The organism is Bacillus chungangensis (assembly GCF_030812995.1).
Lineage (GTDB): Bacteria > Bacillota > Bacilli > Bacillales > Bacillaceae_C > Bacillus_CF > Bacillus_CF chungangensis.
In genome coordinates this window covers 155,945-176,808 of record NZ_JAUSTT010000004.1, presented here as the reverse complement: position 1 = coordinate 176,808, position 20,864 = coordinate 155,945, and the positions used below count along the sequence as shown (strand labels likewise).

Annotated in this window: 20 protein-coding genes; 14 read left to right on the top strand and 6 right to left on the bottom strand. The window is 35.2% G+C overall.

Annotation, left to right across the window (positions count from 1 at the left end):
• The first annotated feature begins 129 nt into the window (after positions 1–129).
• The 11 genes from J2S08_RS05085 to J2S08_RS05035 all read left to right on the top strand — a co-directional run bounded on the left by J2S08_RS05085 (position 130) and on the right by J2S08_RS05035 (position 13,430).
• Positions 130–1,674 carry a rhomboid family protein gene (locus J2S08_RS05085; protein WP_307227269.1) on the top strand — a complete coding sequence of 515 codons (1,545 nt, stop codon included), beginning with the start codon at positions 130–132 and terminating at the stop codon, positions 1,672–1,674.
• A 134-nt stretch (positions 1,675–1,808) separates the two neighbouring features.
• A complete protein-coding gene (locus J2S08_RS05080; protein WP_307227352.1) occupies positions 1,809–2,069 on the top strand; it encodes a YqgQ family protein in 261 nt (86 codons plus the stop codon).
• On the top strand, positions 2,062–3,030 hold the full coding sequence (locus J2S08_RS05075; protein ID WP_307227268.1) for an ROK family glucokinase: 969 nt from the start codon (positions 2,062–2,064) through the stop codon (positions 3,028–3,030). The genes J2S08_RS05080 and J2S08_RS05075 overlap by 8 nt, the downstream gene beginning before the upstream one ends.
• Before the next feature lie 591 nt (positions 3,031–3,621).
• Complete coding sequence (locus J2S08_RS05070) at positions 3,622–5,526, top strand: LTA synthase family protein (RefSeq protein WP_307227266.1); 1,905 nt, start codon at positions 3,622–3,624, stop codon at positions 5,524–5,526.
• 368 nt (positions 5,527–5,894) lie between these two features.
• Complete coding sequence (locus J2S08_RS05065; protein WP_307227264.1) at positions 5,895–7,037, top strand: YqgU-like beta propeller domain-containing protein; 1,143 nt, start codon at positions 5,895–5,897, stop codon at positions 7,035–7,037.
• Between the two features lie 399 nt (positions 7,038–7,436).
• Positions 7,437–8,261: a PRD domain-containing protein gene (locus tag J2S08_RS05060; RefSeq protein WP_307227262.1), complete on the top strand. Its 825-nt coding sequence runs from the start codon at positions 7,437–7,439 to the stop codon at positions 8,259–8,261.
• 255 nt (positions 8,262–8,516) lie between these two features.
• Positions 8,517–9,281, top strand: coding sequence for a chitin disaccharide deacetylase (gene chbG, locus J2S08_RS05055; RefSeq protein WP_307227260.1), 765 nt, complete (start codon positions 8,517–8,519; stop codon positions 9,279–9,281).
• Between the two features lie 68 nt (positions 9,282–9,349).
• A complete protein-coding gene (locus tag J2S08_RS05050; RefSeq protein WP_307227350.1) occupies positions 9,350–10,726 on the top strand; it encodes a PTS transporter subunit EIIC in 1,377 nt (458 codons plus the stop codon).
• A gap of 21 nt (positions 10,727–10,747) precedes the next feature.
• A complete protein-coding gene (locus J2S08_RS05045) occupies positions 10,748–12,082 on the top strand; it encodes a family 4 glycosyl hydrolase (RefSeq protein ID WP_307227258.1) in 1,335 nt (444 codons plus the stop codon).
• Between the two features lie 94 nt (positions 12,083–12,176).
• The gene (locus J2S08_RS05040; RefSeq protein WP_307227256.1) at positions 12,177–12,641 is read left to right on the top strand and encodes a PTS sugar transporter subunit IIA; all 465 of its coding nucleotides are present in this window, start codon (positions 12,177–12,179) and stop codon (positions 12,639–12,641) included.
• A gap of 147 nt (positions 12,642–12,788) precedes the next feature.
• On the top strand, positions 12,789–13,430 hold the full coding sequence (locus J2S08_RS05035; protein ID WP_307227254.1) for a YczE/YyaS/YitT family protein: 642 nt from the start codon (positions 12,789–12,791) through the stop codon (positions 13,428–13,430).
• A gap of 630 nt (positions 13,431–14,060) precedes the next feature.
• On the opposite strand, the gene J2S08_RS05030 is transcribed toward J2S08_RS05035, so the two are convergent.
• On the bottom strand, positions 14,061–14,228 hold the full coding sequence (locus J2S08_RS05030; protein WP_307227252.1) for a DUF2759 domain-containing protein: 168 nt from the start codon (positions 14,226–14,228) through the stop codon (positions 14,061–14,063).
• A 212-nt stretch (positions 14,229–14,440) separates the two neighbouring features.
• Here J2S08_RS05030 and J2S08_RS05025 point away from each other — a divergent pair, with 212 nt between their 5' ends.
• On the top strand, positions 14,441–15,076 hold the full coding sequence (locus J2S08_RS05025; protein WP_307227250.1) for an MBL fold metallo-hydrolase: 636 nt from the start codon (positions 14,441–14,443) through the stop codon (positions 15,074–15,076).
• Between the two features lie 119 nt (positions 15,077–15,195).
• Here J2S08_RS05025 and J2S08_RS05020 read toward each other — a convergent pair whose 3' ends face one another.
• The 5 genes from J2S08_RS05020 to J2S08_RS05000 all read right to left on the bottom strand — a co-directional run bounded on the left by J2S08_RS05020 (position 15,196) and on the right by J2S08_RS05000 (position 18,417).
• Positions 15,196–15,411, bottom strand: a complete 216-nt coding sequence (locus J2S08_RS05020; RefSeq protein ID WP_307227248.1) for a hypothetical protein — start codon at positions 15,409–15,411, stop codon at positions 15,196–15,198.
• A complete protein-coding gene (locus J2S08_RS05015; protein ID WP_307227246.1) occupies positions 15,408–16,166 on the bottom strand; it encodes an ABC transporter permease in 759 nt (252 codons plus the stop codon). Before J2S08_RS05015 ends, J2S08_RS05020 begins: the two co-directional genes overlap by 4 nt.
• Entirely contained in the window at positions 16,163–17,098 is a 936-nt protein-coding gene (locus J2S08_RS05010; protein WP_307227244.1) for an ABC transporter ATP-binding protein, read from the bottom strand. The genes J2S08_RS05015 and J2S08_RS05010 overlap by 4 nt, the downstream gene beginning before the upstream one ends.
• A gap of 304 nt (positions 17,099–17,402) precedes the next feature.
• Positions 17,403–17,645, bottom strand: coding sequence for a DUF2626 domain-containing protein (locus J2S08_RS05005; protein ID WP_307227242.1), 243 nt, complete (start codon positions 17,643–17,645; stop codon positions 17,403–17,405).
• Positions 17,646–17,718: 73 nt separating this feature from the next.
• Positions 17,719–18,417, bottom strand: coding sequence for a helix-turn-helix transcriptional regulator (locus tag J2S08_RS05000; RefSeq protein WP_307227240.1), 699 nt, complete (start codon positions 18,415–18,417; stop codon positions 17,719–17,721).
• Positions 18,418–18,776: 359 nt separating this feature from the next.
• Here J2S08_RS05000 and comGA point away from each other — a divergent pair, with 359 nt between their 5' ends.
• Entirely contained in the window at positions 18,777–19,880 is a 1,104-nt protein-coding gene (gene comGA / locus J2S08_RS04995; RefSeq protein ID WP_307227238.1) for a competence type IV pilus ATPase ComGA, read from the top strand.
• Between the two features lie 13 nt (positions 19,881–19,893).
• Complete coding sequence (gene comGB / locus J2S08_RS04990; protein ID WP_307227236.1) at positions 19,894–20,862, top strand: competence type IV pilus assembly protein ComGB; 969 nt, start codon at positions 19,894–19,896, stop codon at positions 20,860–20,862.
• Positions 20,863–20,864: the final 2 nt, after the last annotated feature.

Genomic DNA, 20,864 nt, shown 5'->3' with positions numbered 1-20,864 from the left:
TTAGATATAGTAAAAAATAAGTATCTGCTGCATGAATAAAATATTTGATTCCAATCTGATTTCTTGGAAAAGCAACTTTAAGTGTTCGGTGATAGATGAAGGAAATAAAAGGAGAAGGTAGGGAGCAGGGTGAGCTTTCGAGAAGATTATGTCTTTTGGAGATTGGCCCATTTCTTTTCAGTAGAAAATAACTATCGGCTTATCAATTTCAACGAAGAAAAAAAAGAACTATGGCTAGAAAATCTCTCAAATAAAAAAATGCCGGTTATCCGCCTTTTAAGGCACGATCTTGATTGGGGAAACAGGCTAAAGCGAGATATTCAAATTGTCGGATATCAAAGTGATAAGTTGCGAAAGCATTTGTTAAAAAGAGAATTAAACATCATGAATATTTATATTAGTACATATCCTCCTGTTGATGAATATGAACAGTATCTTCATAGCCCTTTACTCATTAATAAAAAAACAAAACTATACAATGTATTAGTGGATCGTGCAAACACCGACGAGAAGCTTGCAAAAGTAGCAGAATACATACAGCGGCAACTGGAATTCGAATGGAAAATGGATTATGAAGAGTCAGAAGTACAGGTTGTAAAGCAAGCAGTCTTAGCGAAGGCAATCTCTGAGTCTAAGCAGGAGAAACAAGTGTTTGAATATGGGAAACCTTTTTTCACCTATGTGTTTATTGCGATTCAACTGCTGATGTTTGTATTAATGGAAGTAATGGGTGGAAGTCAAAACATAGAAACATTAATACGATTTGGAGCCAAATCTAATATCGCAATTGTAGAAGGAGAGTGGTGGCGCTTTATCACTCCGATGTTTTTGCATATTGGTCTGCTTCATCTCGTAATGAATACACTTGCCCTTTTTTATTTAGGGACAGCCGTTGAGAAAATGTTTGGACGTGTACGTTTTTTAATCATCTATTTTTTTGCAGGCATCATGGGTACGATTGCAAGCTTTGTTTTTTCAAGTCAGTTATCTGCTGGAGCGAGCGGAGCTATTTTCGGCTGCTTTGGAGCACTCCTTTATTTAGGTGTCGTATATCCGAAGCTATTTTTTCGAACGATAGGGATGAATGTCATTGTTTTGATTATCATTAATTTATTTTTCGGTTTTACAGTTCCCGGTATTGATAATGCGGGGCACATTGGGGGATTAGTTGGTGGTTTTATCGCAACTGGCATTGTTCATTTTCCAAAAAAACGGCGCTTCCGTATGCAAATATCTTTCTTGCTGCTCGCAATTGCGACAACGGCAGCCCTGTTATTTTTAGGCTTCAATGGCTGGAAAAATGGAATGGTGTATGCACTTGCTGATAAGCAGATAAAAGAAGCCAACTATGAAGAGGCTTATGACCTTCTCACCAATTATTTAGAAAAACATGAAGGAAATTCATTGGCTTATTTTTATTTGGCTCATAGCGAATATCAGCTGGAGAAAACGGAGGATGCGAAAGCCCATTTAATGAAAGCAATTGAAATGGAGCCGGGGTTCCATGAAGCATACTTTAGTTTAGCGTATATTCATTTCGAAGAACAACAATTTGAACAGGCGAAAGCCTATGTTTTAAAAGCAATCGAACTATCTGATAAAGAACACTATAGAGCATTATTGCGTGACATAGAAGCTTTGGAGACGAAAACATTAACAGAAGACCATGTTTAACAGGTAGCATGCCCCTACTAGAAGTAATCTCGTTAAAAAAGTGAATCTAGTTAAGCTTGGATGAATAATTGTCATTATATATCCAAATACAAGTACATTGTTCAAATTAAATGAGGTATGGTACATTGACAATAATGATTACAATTATTCAGAAAGACTGTTTGAAAGGGATTGCTATGAAAAATTTTTATGATGTTCAACAACTTTTAAAAAGATACGGTATTTTTATTTATATTGGCAAGCGGCTTGCTGATATTGAATTAATGGAATCTGAGATAAGAGAGCTTTACGAAGCAAAGCTGTTGGAAATCGAAACATTTCAACAAGCAATGTTGATTTTGCGTGCAGAGCGTTCTAAAGAGACAAACATAATTGGAGAGAAAAAAGATGGATAAATGGCTAATCGGAATTGATTTAGGGGGAACAACGACAAAGTTAGCATTTTTAACAGAAGAAGGTTTCATTTTGAGAAAATGGGAAATTCCTACTGATATTACGAATAATGGCGAGAGAATTGTCCCCAATATTACTTATTCACTACAAGAAAAGTTAGCAGAAATGAATCAAACTAAAAAAAATGTCCTTGGAATTGGAATTGGTGCACCAGGTGCGATTGATCATGAAAATGGAATCGTTTTTGAGGCTGTGAATTTAGGTTGGAAGGAAGGCTATGCACTTAAAGAAAATTTAGCAAAGGCTGTTGGTTTGCCGGTTATATTGGATAATGATGCAAACTGTGCAGCATTAGGCGAAATGTGGACAGGAGCTGGAAAAGGTGCCAAAGATCTAATCTGTGTTACCTTAGGAACTGGTGTTGGCGGTGGAATCATTACAAATGGACAGGTTGTTCATGGCATCAAAGGTGCTGGAGGAGAGATTGGTCATATGACAATTGACCCATTCGAAGGCTATCAATGTAATTGTGGAAAAAGAGGCTGTTTAGAAACAGTAGCATCTGCAACAGGCATCGTACGTATTGCTAAAGATCAACTATCTTCATTTAATAAAGCTTCCGTATTAAAAACAATCATGATAAATGAAAGGGAAATTAGTGCTAAAGATGTATTTGATGCTATGAGAGCAGGAGATGAACTGGCACGAGAGATCGTAAATCGCTTTGCTTTTTATTTGGGACTTGCGATTGCAAATTTAGGCAATGTGTTAAACCCTGAAGCGATCATCATAGGCGGGGGCGTTTCTAAAGCAGGAGATACTTTGTTGAACCCTGTAAAAAAATATTTCTCTGCCTTCACTTTTTCAACAGTTAGAGAATCGTCTCATGTGTCGATTGCTAGTCTTGGAAATGATGCTGGCGTCGTTGGAGCTGCTTGGTTAGTACAGCATAGCTCCTGGTAAAAGAATTGGCTATCATTTCAATCTCTCACTTCTCATCTAGCTTTTGTTATTCGTTTTTAGTTCTTTTTAAGTATATTTTATAATAGAATAAGAAAGGTTTTCTTCATAGGTGTGAGAAAGCTTTTTTCAACTTTATTTTTAATAGAGCGATTTCATTAGAAAAGGATTCATTTCATCAATTTGTCACATTTTAGTTGAGATGCCATGGAGTACTTGCCAATACAATCTCACAAACTAGTTGGGCAAGTCTCTTTGAAATAATCAACCAACTAGTAAATAAAGTTGAAACTTTTTTTGGCATTATCCGTCTATTAAAGTAAGCAAAGTAAAGATAAGTTGATGTAAATGTTAAAAAGATGTTATTTCCAAAGTTGTAAATAAATTTGTTTCGACATTCTAAAAGCGCCTTTTTAAGCGTAGAAAAGCCCGTTTGCCAGATCATTCTACATATTTAGCAATGAATCTTTGTTTGCATTTTTGTTAAAAAAGTATTAAGATGATTCTTGACTGAAGTAGATAATCCTAAAAAATGTAAATTTAAAATTCTTACTATTGCTTTTCAAGGGGACAGTAAGAAGGGGGTTTAAATGAATGGGTAAGTTAAAAAGAGCAGCCATTGCCTTTCCACTACTGGCAGCAGTTCTGCTTTGGCTGAAAACGTATATTATTTATAAGACAAGTTTTAATATTAAAATAGAAAACAGTATGCAAGAATTCATTTTGTTTATTAATCCATTAAGTTTCTTGCTGCTAGTTTTTGGGCTTGCTTTGTTTTTTAAAAATGATAAAGTGCGCAGTAGATTTGTCATTATATTAAGCTTTATCATTACTTTTGTTATTTACGGGAATATTGTCTTTTATCGTTTCTTTAACGATTTTTTGACGTTGCCAGTTTTATTCCAAACAAGTAATTTTGCTGATTTAAAGGATAGTGCTGCGACAGAAATGCATTTGCTTGATATTTTATATTTTGCGGATGTTATTTTGTTGGTGCTGTTAAATAAATTTAAGCCGGCATTTATTCATTTCAAAGGGTTTTCAAAGATAAACCGCCGTGCTTATTTTCTTGTCGCAACTGCGATTCTGTTTTTAAATGTTGGCTTGGCAGAGACAGAGAGGCCACAGCTATTAACTCGGACATTCGATAGGGAAATGCTAGTAAAAAATCTTGGGACATACAACTATCATCTTTATGATATCTTTCTTCAGTCCAAATCGTCTGCACAACGTGCAATGGCCGATGGCAGTGAACTAGCGGATATCGAGAACTATCTACGTGCTCAATATGTCAAACCAAACGAAGATTATTTTGGGATTGCAAAAGAGAAAAATTTAATCGTTATTACTTTGGAATCTACTCAGAACTTTGTGATTAACGAAAAAATGAATGGCGAAGTGATCACTCCTTTTCTAAATGAAGTGATAAAAGATAGTCTGTACTTTGACAATTTTTATCATCAAACAGGTCAAGGAAAAACATCTGATTCAGAGTTTTTACTTGAAAATTCCCTATATCCATTAGGCCGAGGAGCGGTTTTCTTCACTCATTCAGGCAATGAGTATGCATCTATGGCAGAAAAGCTGAATAACAACGGCTATTTTACTTCTACGATGCACGCGAATAATAAGAGCTTTTGGAATCGGGATATTATGTATGAAGCGATAGGTTACCAACGTTTCTATTCTGCAACAGATTATGATATTAATGAAAACAATACTGTTGGCTGGGGATTAAAGGATATTCCATTTTTCCATCAGTCTGTAGAGCATATGAAAGAAATGCAAAAACCTTTTTACACAAAGATGATTACATTAACAAATCACCATCCTTTCAAACTTGAAGAGGAAGAAGATAAATTTATTGGAGAATATCATTCAAACAGCCGTACTGTGAACCAATATTTTGCGACGGTTCGTTATACTGATGAAGCGGTAAAAGAATTTTTTGAGAAACTGAAAGAAGCAGGTCTATACGAAGACTCTATCATCGTAATGTACGGCGACCACTATGGCATCTCTGAAAATCATAACGCAGCAATGAGCCAGTTTCTTGGGAAAGAAGTAACACCATATGTGAGTGCACAGTTGCAAAAAGTACCTTTCATTGTGCATATTCCTGGTGTAACTGATCAAGGAAGAGGACAGGTAATTTCAAAAGTAGGCGGACAAATTGATATTCGCCCAACACTTTTACATCTACTAGGAATTGATACGAAACAAGATATTCAATTCGGTGAAGATTTGCTTTCAGATGGACATCGTGACTTTGTTGCCTTCCGTGATGGACGTTTTGTGACAAAAGATTATGTTTATGCCGACAATGTTTGTTATTCTAAAGAAACGGAAGAACCTGTAGAAAATCAAGAGTTATGTGACCCGTATAGGGAAAAAGCGATGACTGAACTTGCTTATTCTGATAAGATAATTTACGGTGATCTTCTCCGATTCTATGAAAAGGATTCGAATGTAAACAGCAGTGAAGATTCGAAGGAATAGATATGAAATCTTACTGTGTATAAATAGGAGCGAATGCTCTAGAAATTCTAGCTTGAGTTTATGACAATAGCTTGTACAGCTTAAAAGTTTAATAGAGTAGGCAAAGAGACAATCTGCGATGAAAATCGCAGGTTGTTTTTCTGCTGAAAATCGCATCTTTTTAAATGTAAAGAAATGAGACCGTCACTTATAAAATAAATTAGACTTCTCATACTTTAACCAGCTTAGAAGCGTTCATTTGTCAATAAATTTGAAAAAAATTCTCTAATGGGATTCATTTTTTATCTATTTTTAATAAAAATGAAACATTTTTGACATATAAACGTACTAATAAGTGTGGAGTTTATAAGCGAGGTGGTGATGATGGGATGGAGAATACGTCAAAAAAAATAGTTTTTTTTATACTGCTGATTCTTTTTTTGCTGATTACCTCGGGATGCTATCGGCAAAAAAGTGAATTAGTCCACAAAGATTCAAAAGCAGAAGTAGAGAAAAACCAAGAGCTTAATGAAGAGAAACCGATCAAGCAGCTTCAATTGGACAAATCACAGTTTAACCGTATCGCAGGCTGGTTAAATAATGATACGATTATTTACATAAAGGAAGATGCTGCTCGTTCTGAAGTATATACTTACCACTTGTATAACGGAAAGCAAGAACTGCTGTTTTCAATTGATGAACCAATAAATGACGTACGGGTCAGTCCTTCCCATCATCGTGTTCTTATTCAGACAGCACCTTTGACATATACAGCGAATTTATATTTTCTCGATCTGGAAGGGAATATGATTTATTCTACAGAAGTTGAGTCAAGTGAGCTGGAAATTGCTTGGAATGCTATTAACGAAGACAACCTTTTTATTACGGCTTTTTATGAAGATTGGTCTTACGATGTGTATCACTTGAATCTAGCAACAAAAACGTTTGATTCAGTAGAAATGACGCAGCCGTTTCTTAAATGGTTTGGAAAAGATGTTTTTCTTTCACAGCGTTGGGATCAAAGCAATGCGCATCTTTTTGCTCCTCTTGTTAAATCATCGCTTCACGATATTCAAAAGGAAAATATTGTTTTTAAAGAAATTTACCAATTTGATACATTTAAAGACTTTCTAATGACTATCAATGTATTAGAAGAAGATCGAGATTATGCAGTGTATCGTTTTTATAATCAAGCTTACGAAGAAATTCGCCGTTGGCAAATTCCTCATTTAGCACAATATTCGGATTGGCATGTGCCTTTTTATGACCTGCTGTCTTCGAATGCTTCTTTTTTGACGTTTGTCCCTTATACGTCTGGATCTATTGATCATTATGATGGAAATTATCAACTTGTTATGTATCATTTACGAACAGGAAAAAAGAGCGTAATAGCCGAACAGCTAGAAAATGAGCCAATTTCTTGCTCACCTGATGGGAAGAAATGTTTATATGGATTTAAGCTGGAGAATTTAATACAATTAAAAGCAAAAAAAATAAAATCGATTGTTACTTTGTCTGAAGATATTGTCTAGAGAACATCATAAAAAAACGTATTATAGGTAGTTTTTCATAAGGAAGTTTTTATGAAAAAGCAATATTGACCTCATTGATGGTTATATTGCTTTTTTGTGTACACTAATATATTAAAATAGTAATATATTGAAACATTCATTTGCTCCCTACGTCAATATTAAAACTATAGGCGTATAAAAACAAGTTTATAACTATTACAAGCATGTTTTTGGGAAAAAGAAGAAATTCAACAAATAATTTTAGTAAAAAAGCCTTGACATTAAATATTATTGCATGATAGAATTGGTTTGAATCTAAGGGTGTTACTGTTTAATCAGGCATGACCTTAAGAAAGTGTGCGATTTCTTTACATTTTCTTAAGGTCATTTTTGTTATTTTGCAAAGGGGAGTTGTATAAGGTGGCATCTGTAATAAAAAAAATTAATTCTAATGCAATTTTGGTCGAAGATAATGGCATCGAGAAAATTTTGATGGGTAAAGGAATAGGATTCCATACAGACCCCAATAAAGAATTTGATGTAGTGTGTGCAGATAAAATTTTTGTATTAGATTCCAAAGAAAAAAGTAACCGTTTTATGCAGTTTGCTGCTCAGACTCCTTTAGAATATATTGAATTTGCTGAAAGAATGATTGAGTTTATTGCAAATGAAATAAACCAAGAACTAGACCCTTATATCAACATTGCATTGACAGAGCATATATACTTTGCAGTTCAGAGAAAGAAGGATGATCCACAAGTTACAGCAATTATGCTTCCGGAAATGAAGATGATGTATCCAAAAGAATTTCAGGTTGCTTCAGTAGTTGTAAATAAAATCAATCAAGAATTCGATACTGAATTCAGGGATAATGAGGTTGGTTTTATTACAATGCATATTGTAAATGCTGTACTTGGAGAAAGAGACAGTCAAAATAGCTTGAAAATGTTGGAAATTATGAGTAACATTTTAGACTTAATAGAAACAAAGCATCATTTGACATTTGATACAGATTCTTTCCATTATAATCGACTATTAATCCATTTACGTTTCTTATGCAAGAGAATCGTTTATTCGGAAAATTTGTCAGAGGAAAAATTTGCTTTTTTAGATAAACAATTTAGAGAGACTTATTGCTATCAGATTGCAAAAGACATAGCTGATATGATTAAAGAAAAATATAAAATCGTTATTAGTAATAGTGAGATTGACTATTTGGCAATACATTTAAATCGCATTCATTAAAATAACCTCTATATTAGGGTGTAACTATTCGGTAGGCATGACCTAATTAGAAGAACCTAAAATCTTCTAATTAGGTCATTTTTTATATTAGTAATAATATTTAAATCGCATTCAATTAAAGTAATCTCTATATTAGGGTGTAACTATTTGGTAGGCATAACCTAATTAGAAGAAAAAGTTTAGGAAAATACTCCTAAAAAATCTTCTAATTAGGTTATTTTTTATAATTTTTTACATTAGGAGGAAGTGAGTGAAGTGGGAAAAGTAATTTTCAATGCAGATGATTTTGGATATAGCGAGGGAGTGAATTATGGAATTGTTGATGCATATTCGAAAGGGATTTTAACATCAACAACGCTTATGGCTAATATGCCGGGCTTCGATCATGCTGTTTCTTTAAGCAAGGAATTTCCGGGGTTAGGAATAGGTGTTCATTTGACATTGACATGCGGAAAGCCATTGTTACAGAACGTAGATTCATTAATTGAAAACGGTAATTTTAAAAAGTTATCTTTTTATCAAGAAGAATTTCAAATTGATTTAGATGAATTGTATCAAGAGTGGGATACGCAAATTCAAAAAGTATACCGTTCAGGAATTATTCCTAGTCATTTGGATAGCCATCATCACACTCATACATTTTCAGACAATCAAAAGGTTGTTGTTGAACTGGCTAAAAAATATGATTTGCCTGTAAGAGGAAATTTTGAACGGAAAGATAAGGTCAAAAGCACTGCTTGTTTTGAACCATACTTTGATATTGTTGGAGAGCCGGAAAACTCAATGGAGTATGTAGGGACTTCCCTTGAAGAGTATCTCGATAAACTTATTGTAAAGTTAAAAAATACAGAGTCTATAGAAATTATGTGTCATCCAGCTTATATTGATGAAGCGTTATTAACAGGGTCTAGCTTTGTTATTCCTCGAGCTTATCAAACGACCTTTTTAATTCAGTCAAAATTTGCAGAAATGATGCAGTCTGATAAAGATATCCAATTAGTAAACTTTCATCACATTTAAAGATGATATTTAAGGAGGGGAAAAGAGTGAGTAGTTTTAAAGCAGGGATTCAAAAACTAGGGAAAGCAATGTTGCTTCCAGTAGCTGCAATGCCATTTGCAGGGTTAATTATGAGGCTGGCTGCTGATGATATGCTGAATATTGCAATTCTTGGAGCAGCAGGTAATGCAATATTTGGGAACTTAGATATTTTATTTGCAATTGGTGTAGCAATTGGATTTGCTAAAGCAAAGGATAAAGCAATTCCAGCACTTACTGGGTTTTTAGCAATTGCTACATTACAAAAAGGATTAGAAATTATGAATCCTGATGTAAATATGGGGATATTTGGCGGTATTATATCAGGTTTAGTGGCGGCATGGACTTATAATCGTTTTAAAAATCAAAAACTGCCAATGATTTTTTCTTTCTTTGCAGGAGAAAAATTTCCACTGACAATGGTTATGATCCTTCAAACAATTTCGGCAGCTATTTTTGGAATCATTTGGCCAATTATTCAAAATGGAATTGATAGTTTTGCAGCAATGTTAGTTGGTATGGGAGCGCTAGGTGTAGGTATTTATATGTTCTTGAATCGTATTTTGATTCCATTCGGTTTACATCATGTATTAAATACATATGTTTACTTTGATTTAGGTAGCTATACTTCACCAAGCGGAGAAGTATTTAGAGGAGAAATTACTCGTTTTATTAATGGAGATCCAAGTGCAGGGTTATTTTTATCCGGATTCTTTATTGTGATGATGTTTGGTGTTCCGGGAATCTGTCTTGCTATTTATCGTGCAGCATTTAAGGAAAAGCGTGAGATGGTAAAAGGTACAATGGGAAGTGGAGCTGCTACTTCTTTTGTAGCTAATATAACAGAGCCGGTAGAATTTAGTTTCATGTTTATTTCTCCATTGTTATATACAGTTCATGCGCTGTTTGCAGGATTAGCTGGTATTGTTACGTATCTCTTGGACATTCGAATTGGCTTTACTTTTGGGGCTTGTATCATTGACTATTTAATAAACTTCCGAATTGCTACAAACCCATTATTGATTATCCCAGTCGGAATTGCATTCTTCTTCTTGTACTATTTCACATTCTACTATTTGATTAAAAAGAAAAATATACCTACTTTAGGTCGGGAAGAAGAAAAAGAGTACGCTGATGAAGCTGATGAATCAGAAAAAGATATTTCTTTAGCAAGTAAAAACTATGCATATATGGCTAAGAAGTTATTGGATGCTCTTGGGGGAGTTGGAAATATTGAAGACGCATTTAGCTGTAACACTCGTCTAAGAGTAGAAGTGAAGGATCCTTCAGTTGTTGATGAGCAAAGAATTAAACAATTAGGGATAAGTGGTATGATTAAGCCTACTGAAACAAATTATCAAATTATTATTGGATTAGAAGTGACTTATGTAATGGAAGAATTAAACAAGCTAATACAAAGCAATTAATAGAAAAGGTGGACGAAAAAAATGACAAATACAACAAAAGGACTAGTAATTACAATCGCTGGTGGAGGTAGTACTTATACACCGGGAATTATTCAAGCAGTATTAAACAATGCAGATAGACTACCAGTAAAAGAGATACGTCTATATGATAATGATAAACAAAGAAATGATGATATGTTTCTTATTATTCAATATATGTTGAAAAAAGAAGGTTTTGCAGGCGTTCATTTACTTTCAACAGAGAATCCAGAAGAGGCTTTTGCTGGATGTGACTTCGTTTTCTCTCAAATTCGTGTAGGTGGTCTGAAAATGCGCGAACAGGATGAAAAAATCTGCTTAAAAAATGGTTTAGTAGGACAAGAAACTTGTGGATTAGGTGGATTTGCATATGGAATGAGATCAATGGGAGGTCTTTTAGAAGTTGTATCACATGTACAGAAATATGCACCAGAAGCTTGGATATTAAACTATACAAATCCAGAATCTATTATTTCAGAAGCGATAAGAAGAAAGTTCCCAGACATTAAAATGATTAATGTGTGTGACATGACAATTTCTATTGAAGAAACGATTGCTCACAACTATGGTTATAATCGAAAAGAATGGATTTGTGAATATTATGGTTTGAATCATTTTGGATGGTATAGAAAGATTTATGACAAGTCATTAGGTCGTGACATTATGCCTGAAATTATTGATAAATTAGTAAATCAGGAAATGCAGGTTGCAGACTTTAATGCAGGTGATAAAACTTGGCAGGAAGCATTTAGTATGATGTCTGTCATTACGAAAAACTTCCCAACTAATGTTCCAAATAACTACTTAGAATATTATTTATACCCTGATATGGTTGTAGAGCATGCAGATAAAAATTATACAAGAGCGAACATGGTAATGGATGGCCGTGAGAAAAATACAAAAGAAATGGCTGAAAAAATTCGCCAAGGTGTTGAAGATAACGTATTAAACTTCAACTTTGGTGAACATGGCCAATATATTGTTGATATCGCAACTTCAATTCTAAATGATGAGAACCGCAGATTTATGGTGATTGTTCCTAATAATGGTGCAATACCAAACTTACGTCAAGATGCAGTGGTTGAAGTACCTGCTTACATTGGAGCTATAGGTGCAGAGCCTGTTTCACTAAAACCAATTCCTGATTTCCATAAAGGATTAATGGAAGCACAAGTAGCAGCGGAAAAGTTATTAGTAGATTCATTCTTTGAAGGATCTTATCAAAAAGCTTTACAAGCCTTTACCCTAAATAGAACTTGTCCATCAGCAAGAGTTGCAAAAATTGTATTAGATGAAATGATTGAAGCCAACAAAGGTTATTGGCCAGAATTAAAGTAAAAAAGAAAAGTGGAGGCGGCTTATTCAGCTTAGGTCGGAAATTATTTTTCCACAGTAAGCTAGCCGCTGAAACTAGGCAAGGATAGTGATACAAATGTTTTTTAAAAAAAAGAAACCTACATTATATGCAGTAGCAAACGGTGAATTTATTCCGCTAGAGGAAGTTCAAGATGAAGTCTTTTCTTCAAAAATGGTAGGAGAAGGTTTTGCTATCGGCCAACATAATGGAGAAATAGTAGCTCCTATTGATGGGGAAATTACCAATATCTTTCCAACGAAGCATGCTATAACAATTACAACAGATCAAGGTGCATCCGTTTTAATTCATATGGGAATAGACACTGTTAATTTAAAAGGGGAAGGCTTTGAATTGTTTGTAAGTGAAAATGAGTATGTTCAAAAGGGTGATCGTCTAGCAAAAATGGATAATCAACTTTTAACGGAAAGAGGTAAAGATACTACGGTAATTACTGTGGTACCTGAGATAAAATCAGTGAAAATAGTTAACTCTAAAAAAATGGTAACATCTAAAGATAAGATTCTAGTAGTAGAGAAATAAAAGGTTATTAATACAATGAATCGGGGTGTGAGAAACCATTTCTCATACCCCTAAACAACGGACAATCATGAAAACTTCAAGTAAAATGAAGTTTTTATCAGATTGTCCGTTCTTACGTATAATCAAATATGAGAGGAAATTTTATTTATGTTGGCAAAAAGAATTATTTATTATATAGCAGGATATATTCTTTTATCATTAGGAGTAACTTTAACATTGTTAAGTGAGCTGGGAGCTGGAGGATGGGATGCCTTAGTACAAAACTTATACAAAATGACATCAATTACTATGGGGATTTGGCTATTCATCATTGCTGTTGTACTTGTTTTAGCAGCAAGTATGATCAAAAGACAATTTCCGGATATTAAAGTAATGTTTGTTGCCTTTATTACAGGAAAGTTTATTGATTTTTGGTACTATATCGTTTTTGATTCTATGGAGATTGAGAATATAATGGGAAGATTAACAATTTTGTTATTAGGGTTATTTATTATCGCTTTTGGTTCAGCGATGATTTTTGTTACACACCTTCCAAAAAACCATACAGAAACGTTTGTTTTCTCCATAGTAGATACATTTTCTTTTCAATATAAGAGTGTGAAAACAATTGCAGATACATGTGCATTATGTTTGGCATTAGCATTTGGATTTATTCTAAAAGATTTCTCTAATTTAGGATTAGGCACAATATTAAGCACATTTTGTATGGGAGCAGTCACACAATCTTTAATGCCTTTCGCAGGTAAAGGATTGAATTACTTTACAGGGAGACGTGAGCTTTCTCAATAAAGTGAAACTTTTTTCAGTAGGGGTTTTCTTTCATCCCCCCATACTAAGGATCTCAAGCTAAAATCGCGACGTCCTCGAAAAAGAAACCGTTTTTTCTTCGTGCGATGTTTCCTTATCCTGTAGGCCCGAACCAATCGGACTTTTACGGCCAGTTATCTCTCACCTATCTTCTTTCTTAGTTCTCAGAAGCTTGAGGTGGGAGTCTTACTGCCCCCGTATATGCGGGATAAAGGGATATATTTAGGGGATTAGAAGTATAGATAAATAGAAATAAATAAGAGGAATGATATGAGAGAAAAATGACAGCATTTTAGCGCTGCAATGGTTACGCCATTGTCACTATTAACATTTTCTGGAATTGTTATCGCACTGACATCTGTTTCTAAAAAGCCTTTCATCTTTCGCTTTGCACACCGCTGGCTCGTCCTGAAATTGTATTTTTTAAATTTACCTATTTATTATTACATCCTTTAGAAATATCTATTTATGCAAAAAAATAGGTATTGAAATTAAATTTCAATACCTATTTTCGATTCAATTTTTGTTACATAACTTTTTATGGCTATCCCCTTTATTTATCAGTGTTTTTGCGACACTCCTTATGAGAACGTTCCTATATGCGGTTTTTTATTATGCTGGAAATCCAGATTTAATGAAAGTCATCAATGAGAAAAAGCCAAATACTGCAAACGTACCAAAACCGAAAATAAATCCAAGAATATTTTTGTTTTTTAATGCACTAAGAAAACCAAATAATGCTAGTATCGCCACTAAAGCAAAAATAATTGCTGTCCCCATGTTTTATGTACCCCTTTCAGTTGCTTACTTTTAACTTATAATGTCTTTTATACATATACTCATATTTTACAGGTAGTTATAGTGTTTGTCGAGTATAATAAGTGACACTTATTTGTCGAACATGTTCAACTTCCTTATCATTGTTGATTTTCCATGATAAAATGAATCGAGAACGTGTTTTGGAAGAAAGAAGATGGTAGGAGGAAATAACAATGAACTGGAAGCAAGTTCCATTAGGGCCGTTGCAAACGAATTGTTATCTATTATTGAATGAACATAAAGAATGCCTTATTTTTGATCCGGGAGGGGAAGGGAATAAGCTTCTTACTTTATTGGCAAAGGAGGCGTTGCAGCCGCTCGCTATTCTTTTAACACATGCCCACTTCGATCATATTGGGGCTGTAGATGATGTAAGAGAGCATTTTAACATACCAGTCTATCTCCATAAAAACGAAGCAAAATGGCTGCTGGATGCAAATTTAAATGGCTCTTCCCGCTTTGGATTTGATGTGCAAGCAAAAGCGCCAGCTGATAAACTGCTTGATGCGGAACAAACCTTGCGTATAGGTGATTTTAAATTGCAGGTCTTTGAAACACCTGGGCACTCTCCTGGCAGTGTGTCGTATTATTCACAGGAAACAGAGGCGGTTTGTGCTGGAGATACGCTTTTTATGGAAAGCATTGGCCGTACCGATTTACGTGGTGGCAATCATAACCAATTATTACAGAGCATCCATGATAAGCTGCTCACATTGCCAGAAAATACGCTTGTTCTCCCAGGGCATGGACCGGTTACATCTGTAGAGAACGAAATGGATTCAAATCCTTTTCTACATGGCTTTTCATAGAGAAGAAGTATCGGCATGCTGGGGAAACGTGGAAAAGTAGATGAAAGGCCTGCTGTCACAACGCTGAAGGCAATAGCTAGTGATAAAATAGCACTTTCCCGAAAAGAAATGAAACTTCATCAGCGAGGGATCTCCACTCTCTCACTGGAAAGGAAGAGCGACCTCGAAAAAGGAAGCCGCTTTTTCTTTTTTAGTTCTCCCCAACCGAACGCTTCTGATCCCTCTAACTCATGGAGGTGGGGAGAATAACTGCCAGTTAAATGTGGGATAAAAAGAAACTGTCCAAAAACAATGGACAGTCCTAAATCTGTTATAGCTTTTTTGGCAATAATCAAAAGGAAACATCTCTTTTTTGAAAAAAGAAAAAGGTTAACAACATGAAAATAAAATAGTAGCAGCTTAATACGATGATAGAAAAGGTTAAATTCACTCCGCTAATCAACTCTGGCTGTGTCGCATAAACAGTTAAATTCATATGAGAGAAAATGAGAAGCTTGACCCAAGCGAATTTGTGCATTAGCAAAATTAAAAGGCTATTTAGAGTCGAAGAAATCCATAATACAAAAATTCCAACTCCTACTGCAAGCGCTTGGTTCCTAAAAAGTGTCGACAGCATAAAGGCGATAGCTGTACTAATGATCAAACTAGGAACGTAAAGCGCTGCTTTTTGAAAGAAGCTTTCACTAGCAGCGAATGCTGCTTTTTCAAACAGAATACTTCCGATTAAATAGCTGGAAAGGTAGAGCACGAGCAGTAGCAAAAACGAATAAATCGTAACCGCAATATATTTGGATAATAGAATTTTCCACCGGGCATGTGGGCGGATTAACAGTTGTTTAATCGTTCCTCTTGAAAACTCAGCAGCTACGTTTCCACTAGATACAATGACACTAAAAAGTGTAACAAGCATGCCAATCATAATGGAAATATGCATAAAGTCCCAAGTGGTTTCAGTTCCTTTTCCGAGAATGGGATCTCCTCTAAAGACGAGTCCAAAAAGGAAAACAACTGCGACAATAATGAGCATATAGATCCATGAACTGGCTCTGGAAAAGATTTTCATCATTTCATTTCGAATTAAAGAGATCATGATTTGACCACCTCTTTTTCTTTGTTTGTAATTTCCAGGAAGCGGTCTTCCAATGTTTTCTTTGTTACGGTTATTTCATAAATATCACAGCCAGCTTCTACTAACAAACGGTTTATTTCTGCAATGTCATGATAAGGAAGTGAGAGAGACATCTGGTTCTCATTAATAGACGTAATTATTTTATTGTTTGCAGCTAAAATATCGTTCGCTTTTTTGCTATTGTTTAACGTAAAAGTTACTTCTTGAAGTGTTTCTTCTTCCAATTCTGCTGCTTCATCGATCGCTTCAATATGAATCAGTTTTCCTTTTTCAATGATGGCAAAGCGATCGCACATGAGCTGCATTTCTGAAAGCAAGTGTGAAGAAACCAAGACGGATGTACCTTGATTGGCCAACTCTCGAAGATAATTTCTAAACTCTTTCATTCCTTTCGGATCAAGTCCATTTGTCGGTTCATCGAGAATTAAAATCGCTGGGCTATGTAAGATTGCTTGTGCAACCCCTAATCTTTGCCTCATTCCTAAGGAATAGGTTTTTACTTTTTGGTTCAATGCATCCTCTAGGTGAACGAGGCGCACTACTTCCGCTATTCTTTCTTTGGAAATGACCTGTCGCGCCATCCTTGCATAATGAAGAAGATTTTTGTAGCCAGACATGTAACCATAAAATTCAGGATTTTCGACAATGGCTCCAATGTTGTTCAATACCTCGTTATAATCGGAATCGAGATCATATCCATTGACATGCACTTTTCCTGAGGTGCGATTGATGAGTCCGACGATCATTCTAATAATAGTCGTTTTTCCGGCACCATTAGGGCCAAGCAAACCAAAAATTTCGCCCTTTTTAACTTGAAAATGAACATCATCGACTATTTTTTTTGCACCAATTCTTTTTGTAATACCTTCAACAATTAACGCATCATTTGACATTTTATCCCTTCCTTCTTTCTGAGTTCTTCCAATTTATACGAATAAAAAAAGAAAAAGTTTCAATTTGAAAGTGATAATGATGAAAATTGTGGTAAAAAAGGGGGAAGTGAGCGTATTTTACACTTTTAAAAAAATGAGACTTTTTGAACAGGCATTCTATGGTTTTCTGAGCCTAAAGAGGGAAAAGGTAGAAACAGAAAATGCTAATATTTTGAGTGATTTTTACAGAAAAAAACAAAAAAGGCTGTCCATTAGTCAGTTATACTGACTAATGGAGCAACCTCTTTTAAGTGATAAGGATCATTTAGAGTCCGCCACCTGGTGCCATCATAAAAGTGGTATAGTACGTAAATCCAGCGAAAAATACTGTTAAGTATGCGCCAAATACGTACATATACATACGCTCTGTTAATTTTAAATAGCTTAATAATACGAAGAAACCGGTTTGACCTAGAAAAATAAGAGATACGACCCCTTTATCACCTAAGTAGAACATTACTGCAAAAATTGCAGTCCAAAATCCTAATACTCTGTACATACGATCCAATTGTATCCCTCCCCTTCTCACCATAAGTCCACCTCATATTATAAAGCAGAGTAGCGCAATTTGTAAACAAAGTTTAATTCTCGTTTGTGACGATTAGATGATAAAGGCAATTTTCACAACCTTGGGAAATCTTAGTTACTTGCCGGAAACTTTGAATTTCAAATAAATATTCAAATGCTCCCCGCAAGAAAGCGTTGTGCCCTTGGCAAATGAGCGCGTTTTCTTTCATGCTTTCATAAAAAGGACAATTGTAAACCTCGAAAGAGAAATGCCCTTCTTCCTCGTGATAGGTTGGGAAATAACCAATTAAAGAAGAAACAACTGATAAAATGTTGATTTTTTCTTCATGTGACAGATTGTCTTTCCCTTTATGATATTTATTTACTTGCTCTTCAACTAACGTTTTTCCCATATTGTTCGCTGCTTCTAAGAATGCATCTTTTCCAAGCTTTTGAAGTGAAGCCAGGGCTTCAATTGCTATATTGGCTAATAATTGATAGTCGCGGTGTGGAAAAGAAAGTTGTACAACTTTCTCTGATAATTTATATACTCGTCCTGGACGTCCGCCTCTCCCTGTTTTCTTTAACGCAGTATCCACAACTTTTACATCCGCTAGTTTTGATAAATGCAGGCGAGCAACATTTGGATGAATATTAAATTCATCTGCAATATCTTGAACAGTCACTTCTTTTTTATTTTGAACAATATATTGATAAATGGTAAAGCGTGTAGGATCTGCCAATGCATTCGTTAATTTAAGTGTACTTTCCACCATTTTCACCTCAGATTTTCTTTTTTTGCTTCATTTCTTCGCTATAAAACTAAGCAATACGAGAGTAAAAAGCTCCTGTCGACCTTTCCATTTAATCTCTATGAGAAAACAATACATTTACTTAAATACTATTATATTATTGAAATTAAATAATTGATATGAAAAAACGCACACATTTATCACGTTCACAAACATGTCAATATTAATACGCAGAACAAGGGGGCAAAGTTAAAAACTGTGAAATCAGGATAAAACAAGGGTTCTGGAGTACTTTTTTAATAAAAAATAAAAGAAGGAAAATAAAGATTTATGTCGAAATAAATATTTAAGCAAAAAGAAAGGTGGTGTTATTTTTTAAAATGACAATAGAAAAAATTGCTGATATGCTGCTTACTCAAGCAGTAAAGAAGCAGGCAACTGATATTCATATCATTCCTCGCAAGGATGGATGCCATCTGCAATTTCGGCTTGATGGAAAACTTTTTCCCTATCGAAAAATTCCTCTAGAAGCAGGTGAGAGGCTCATTTCCCATTTTAAATTTATGGCTTCGATGGATATCAGTGAAAAAAGAAAGCCTCAAAGTGGTTCTCTTCCGTATCAAACTGCTGATACAATTGCCTCCCTGAGAGTATCAACACTTCCAACCGCACGTTTCCAAGAAAGTCTCGTTATTCGTATTTTAGCACTCGATGAAAATCTTTCAATTGAAAAGGCTGCTTTATTTCCTCAAAATGCAAAAAAGTTAATGGCACTATTTATGCATGCCCACGGGTTAATACTTTTTACGGGGCCAACTGGCAGCGGAAAATCCTCAACAATGTACAGCCTCGTAGAAAATTGTTCGACCTCTTTACATCGAAATGTCATTACGCTTGAAGATCCAGTGGAAAAACAAAATGATTATTTTTTACAAGTGCAGGTGAATGAAAAAGCAGGTGTTACTTATAGCGCGGGATTGAAGGCGATATTGCGCCATGATCCTGATATTATTCTTGTTGGCGAAATTAGAGATGCTGAAACAGCAAAGATCGCGATTCAAGCAAGTTTAACAGGTCACTTAGTCATTTCCACACTACACACGAGGGATGCGAAAGGAGCAATTTACCGATTAATGGAGCTGGGTATAAAATGGCATGAAATTGAACAAACATTGGTTGCAGTTACCGCTCAAAGGTTAGTATCTCTTCTTTGTCCTTTTTGTGGAGAACATTGCTCTCCGCATTGTTACTGCCAGCTTCGCCATAAGCGAGCAGCTGTTTATGAGCTGTTGCAAGGAAAAGCATTACAACAAGTTCTACTAGAGGCAAATGGCAAGCACGTCACATATTGTTACCAAACATTAAAGGATTGGCTCAGAAAGGGGTTAGCACTTGGCTATATTTCAAAAACAGAATATAATCGCTGGATATTTGAGCAGGAGGAAAAAAAGGCAGACATTGAAGCAGCAAGGGATATTCCTTAGTAGATTGGGGGATATGCTCAAGAATGGTTTTACACTTGCAGAAGGCATTCGGTTTCTTGGCAAAGTGGATGAACGCAGCAAGCAAACATATGAAAAAATGCTTGGCCAATTACAACGAGGCGATCAGTTATTCGAAGTACTTCATTATCACGGCTTTGACCGGAGAGCTTGCATGCAAATTAATTTTGCCGCTCAACACGGATATTTAGATGAAACGCTGCAGCATGCTGGTGATTATTTACAAAAGCGTTCAGAAGATCGGCGAACATTGTTAAAACTATGTCAATATCCAGTTGTGCTTTTATTCACCATCAGTTTTGTGATGGTGTTATTAAATCAATTACTGCTTCCGCGCTTTGAGCAAATGTATCAATCAATCTCCATTCGGCCGAATCACCACACACAATTGCTTCTTCACGTCATGAAAAACATTCCAACATATTTTATTTGTACGATGTTGCTGCTCCTGCTGGTTCTCTTGATGGCAATGTTTCTATTAAGAAGAAAAACGGCTTTGCAAAAAGCGCAATGGTTTGGAAAAATACCGTATATAGGAACGTACTACCAGCTTTATATGAGCCAATTTTTGGCCCGCGAGTGGAGTTTCCTCCTCAAAAAAGGATTTGCTGTGAATGAAATCTTATCCATGATGACCTTACAAAATCTTCGTCCACTTTTAGAGGAAACAGCTAAAAAGTTAAGAGAGCTGCTAAAACTAGGACACTCACTTTCCTCAAGTTTTTCTCATTTGCAATATTTAGAAAAAGAATTCGCTGTCATTGTGCAGCATGGAGAAAAAAGCGGGCTTCTTACCCAAGAATTGCTTTATTATAGTCATTATTGCATGCAAAGAATGGAAGAGAAAATAAAGAAGCTTTTCTTTTTTATGCAGCCATTGATGTTGGTATTCATTGGTTTATTAGTCATTGCCGTATACATGTCTATTTTATTGCCTATGTTTCAAATGCTTAACAGATTTTAATG

What these genes read in the sequence shown, in the direction of transcription:
- J2S08_RS05075 (WP_307227268.1), top strand. Translation starts at nt 2,062, where the DNA reads ATGGATAAATGGCTAATCGGAATTGATTTAGGGGGAACAACGACAAAG.
- J2S08_RS05025 (WP_307227250.1), top strand. Translation starts at nt 14,441, where the DNA reads ATGAACTGGAAGCAAGTTCCATTAGGGCCGTTGCAAACGAATTGTTAT.
- J2S08_RS05080 (WP_307227352.1), top strand. Translation starts at nt 1,809, where the DNA reads ATGATTACAATTATTCAGAAAGACTGTTTGAAAGGGATTGCTATGAAA.
- J2S08_RS05065 (WP_307227264.1), top strand. Translation starts at nt 5,895, where the DNA reads ATGGAGAATACGTCAAAAAAAATAGTTTTTTTTATACTGCTGATTCTT.
- J2S08_RS05035 (WP_307227254.1), top strand. Translation starts at nt 12,789, where the DNA reads ATGTTGGCAAAAAGAATTATTTATTATATAGCAGGATATATTCTTTTA.
- comGB (WP_307227236.1), top strand. Translation starts at nt 19,894, where the DNA reads ATGCTCAAGAATGGTTTTACACTTGCAGAAGGCATTCGGTTTCTTGGC.
- J2S08_RS05015 (WP_307227246.1), bottom strand. Translation starts at nt 16,166, where the DNA reads ATGATCTCTTTAATTCGAAATGAAATGATGAAAATCTTTTCCAGAGCC.
- J2S08_RS05040 (WP_307227256.1), top strand. Translation starts at nt 12,177, where the DNA reads ATGTTTTTTAAAAAAAAGAAACCTACATTATATGCAGTAGCAAACGGT.
- J2S08_RS05045 (WP_307227258.1), top strand. Translation starts at nt 10,748, where the DNA reads ATGACAAATACAACAAAAGGACTAGTAATTACAATCGCTGGTGGAGGT.
- J2S08_RS05050 (WP_307227350.1), top strand. Translation starts at nt 9,350, where the DNA reads ATGTTGCTTCCAGTAGCTGCAATGCCATTTGCAGGGTTAATTATGAGG.
- comGA (WP_307227238.1), top strand. Translation starts at nt 18,777, where the DNA reads ATGACAATAGAAAAAATTGCTGATATGCTGCTTACTCAAGCAGTAAAG.
- J2S08_RS05030 (WP_307227252.1), bottom strand. Translation starts at nt 14,228, where the DNA reads ATGGGGACAGCAATTATTTTTGCTTTAGTGGCGATACTAGCATTATTT.
- J2S08_RS05070 (WP_307227266.1), top strand. Translation starts at nt 3,622, where the DNA reads ATGGGTAAGTTAAAAAGAGCAGCCATTGCCTTTCCACTACTGGCAGCA.
- J2S08_RS05010 (WP_307227244.1), bottom strand. Translation starts at nt 17,098, where the DNA reads ATGTCAAATGATGCGTTAATTGTTGAAGGTATTACAAAAAGAATTGGT.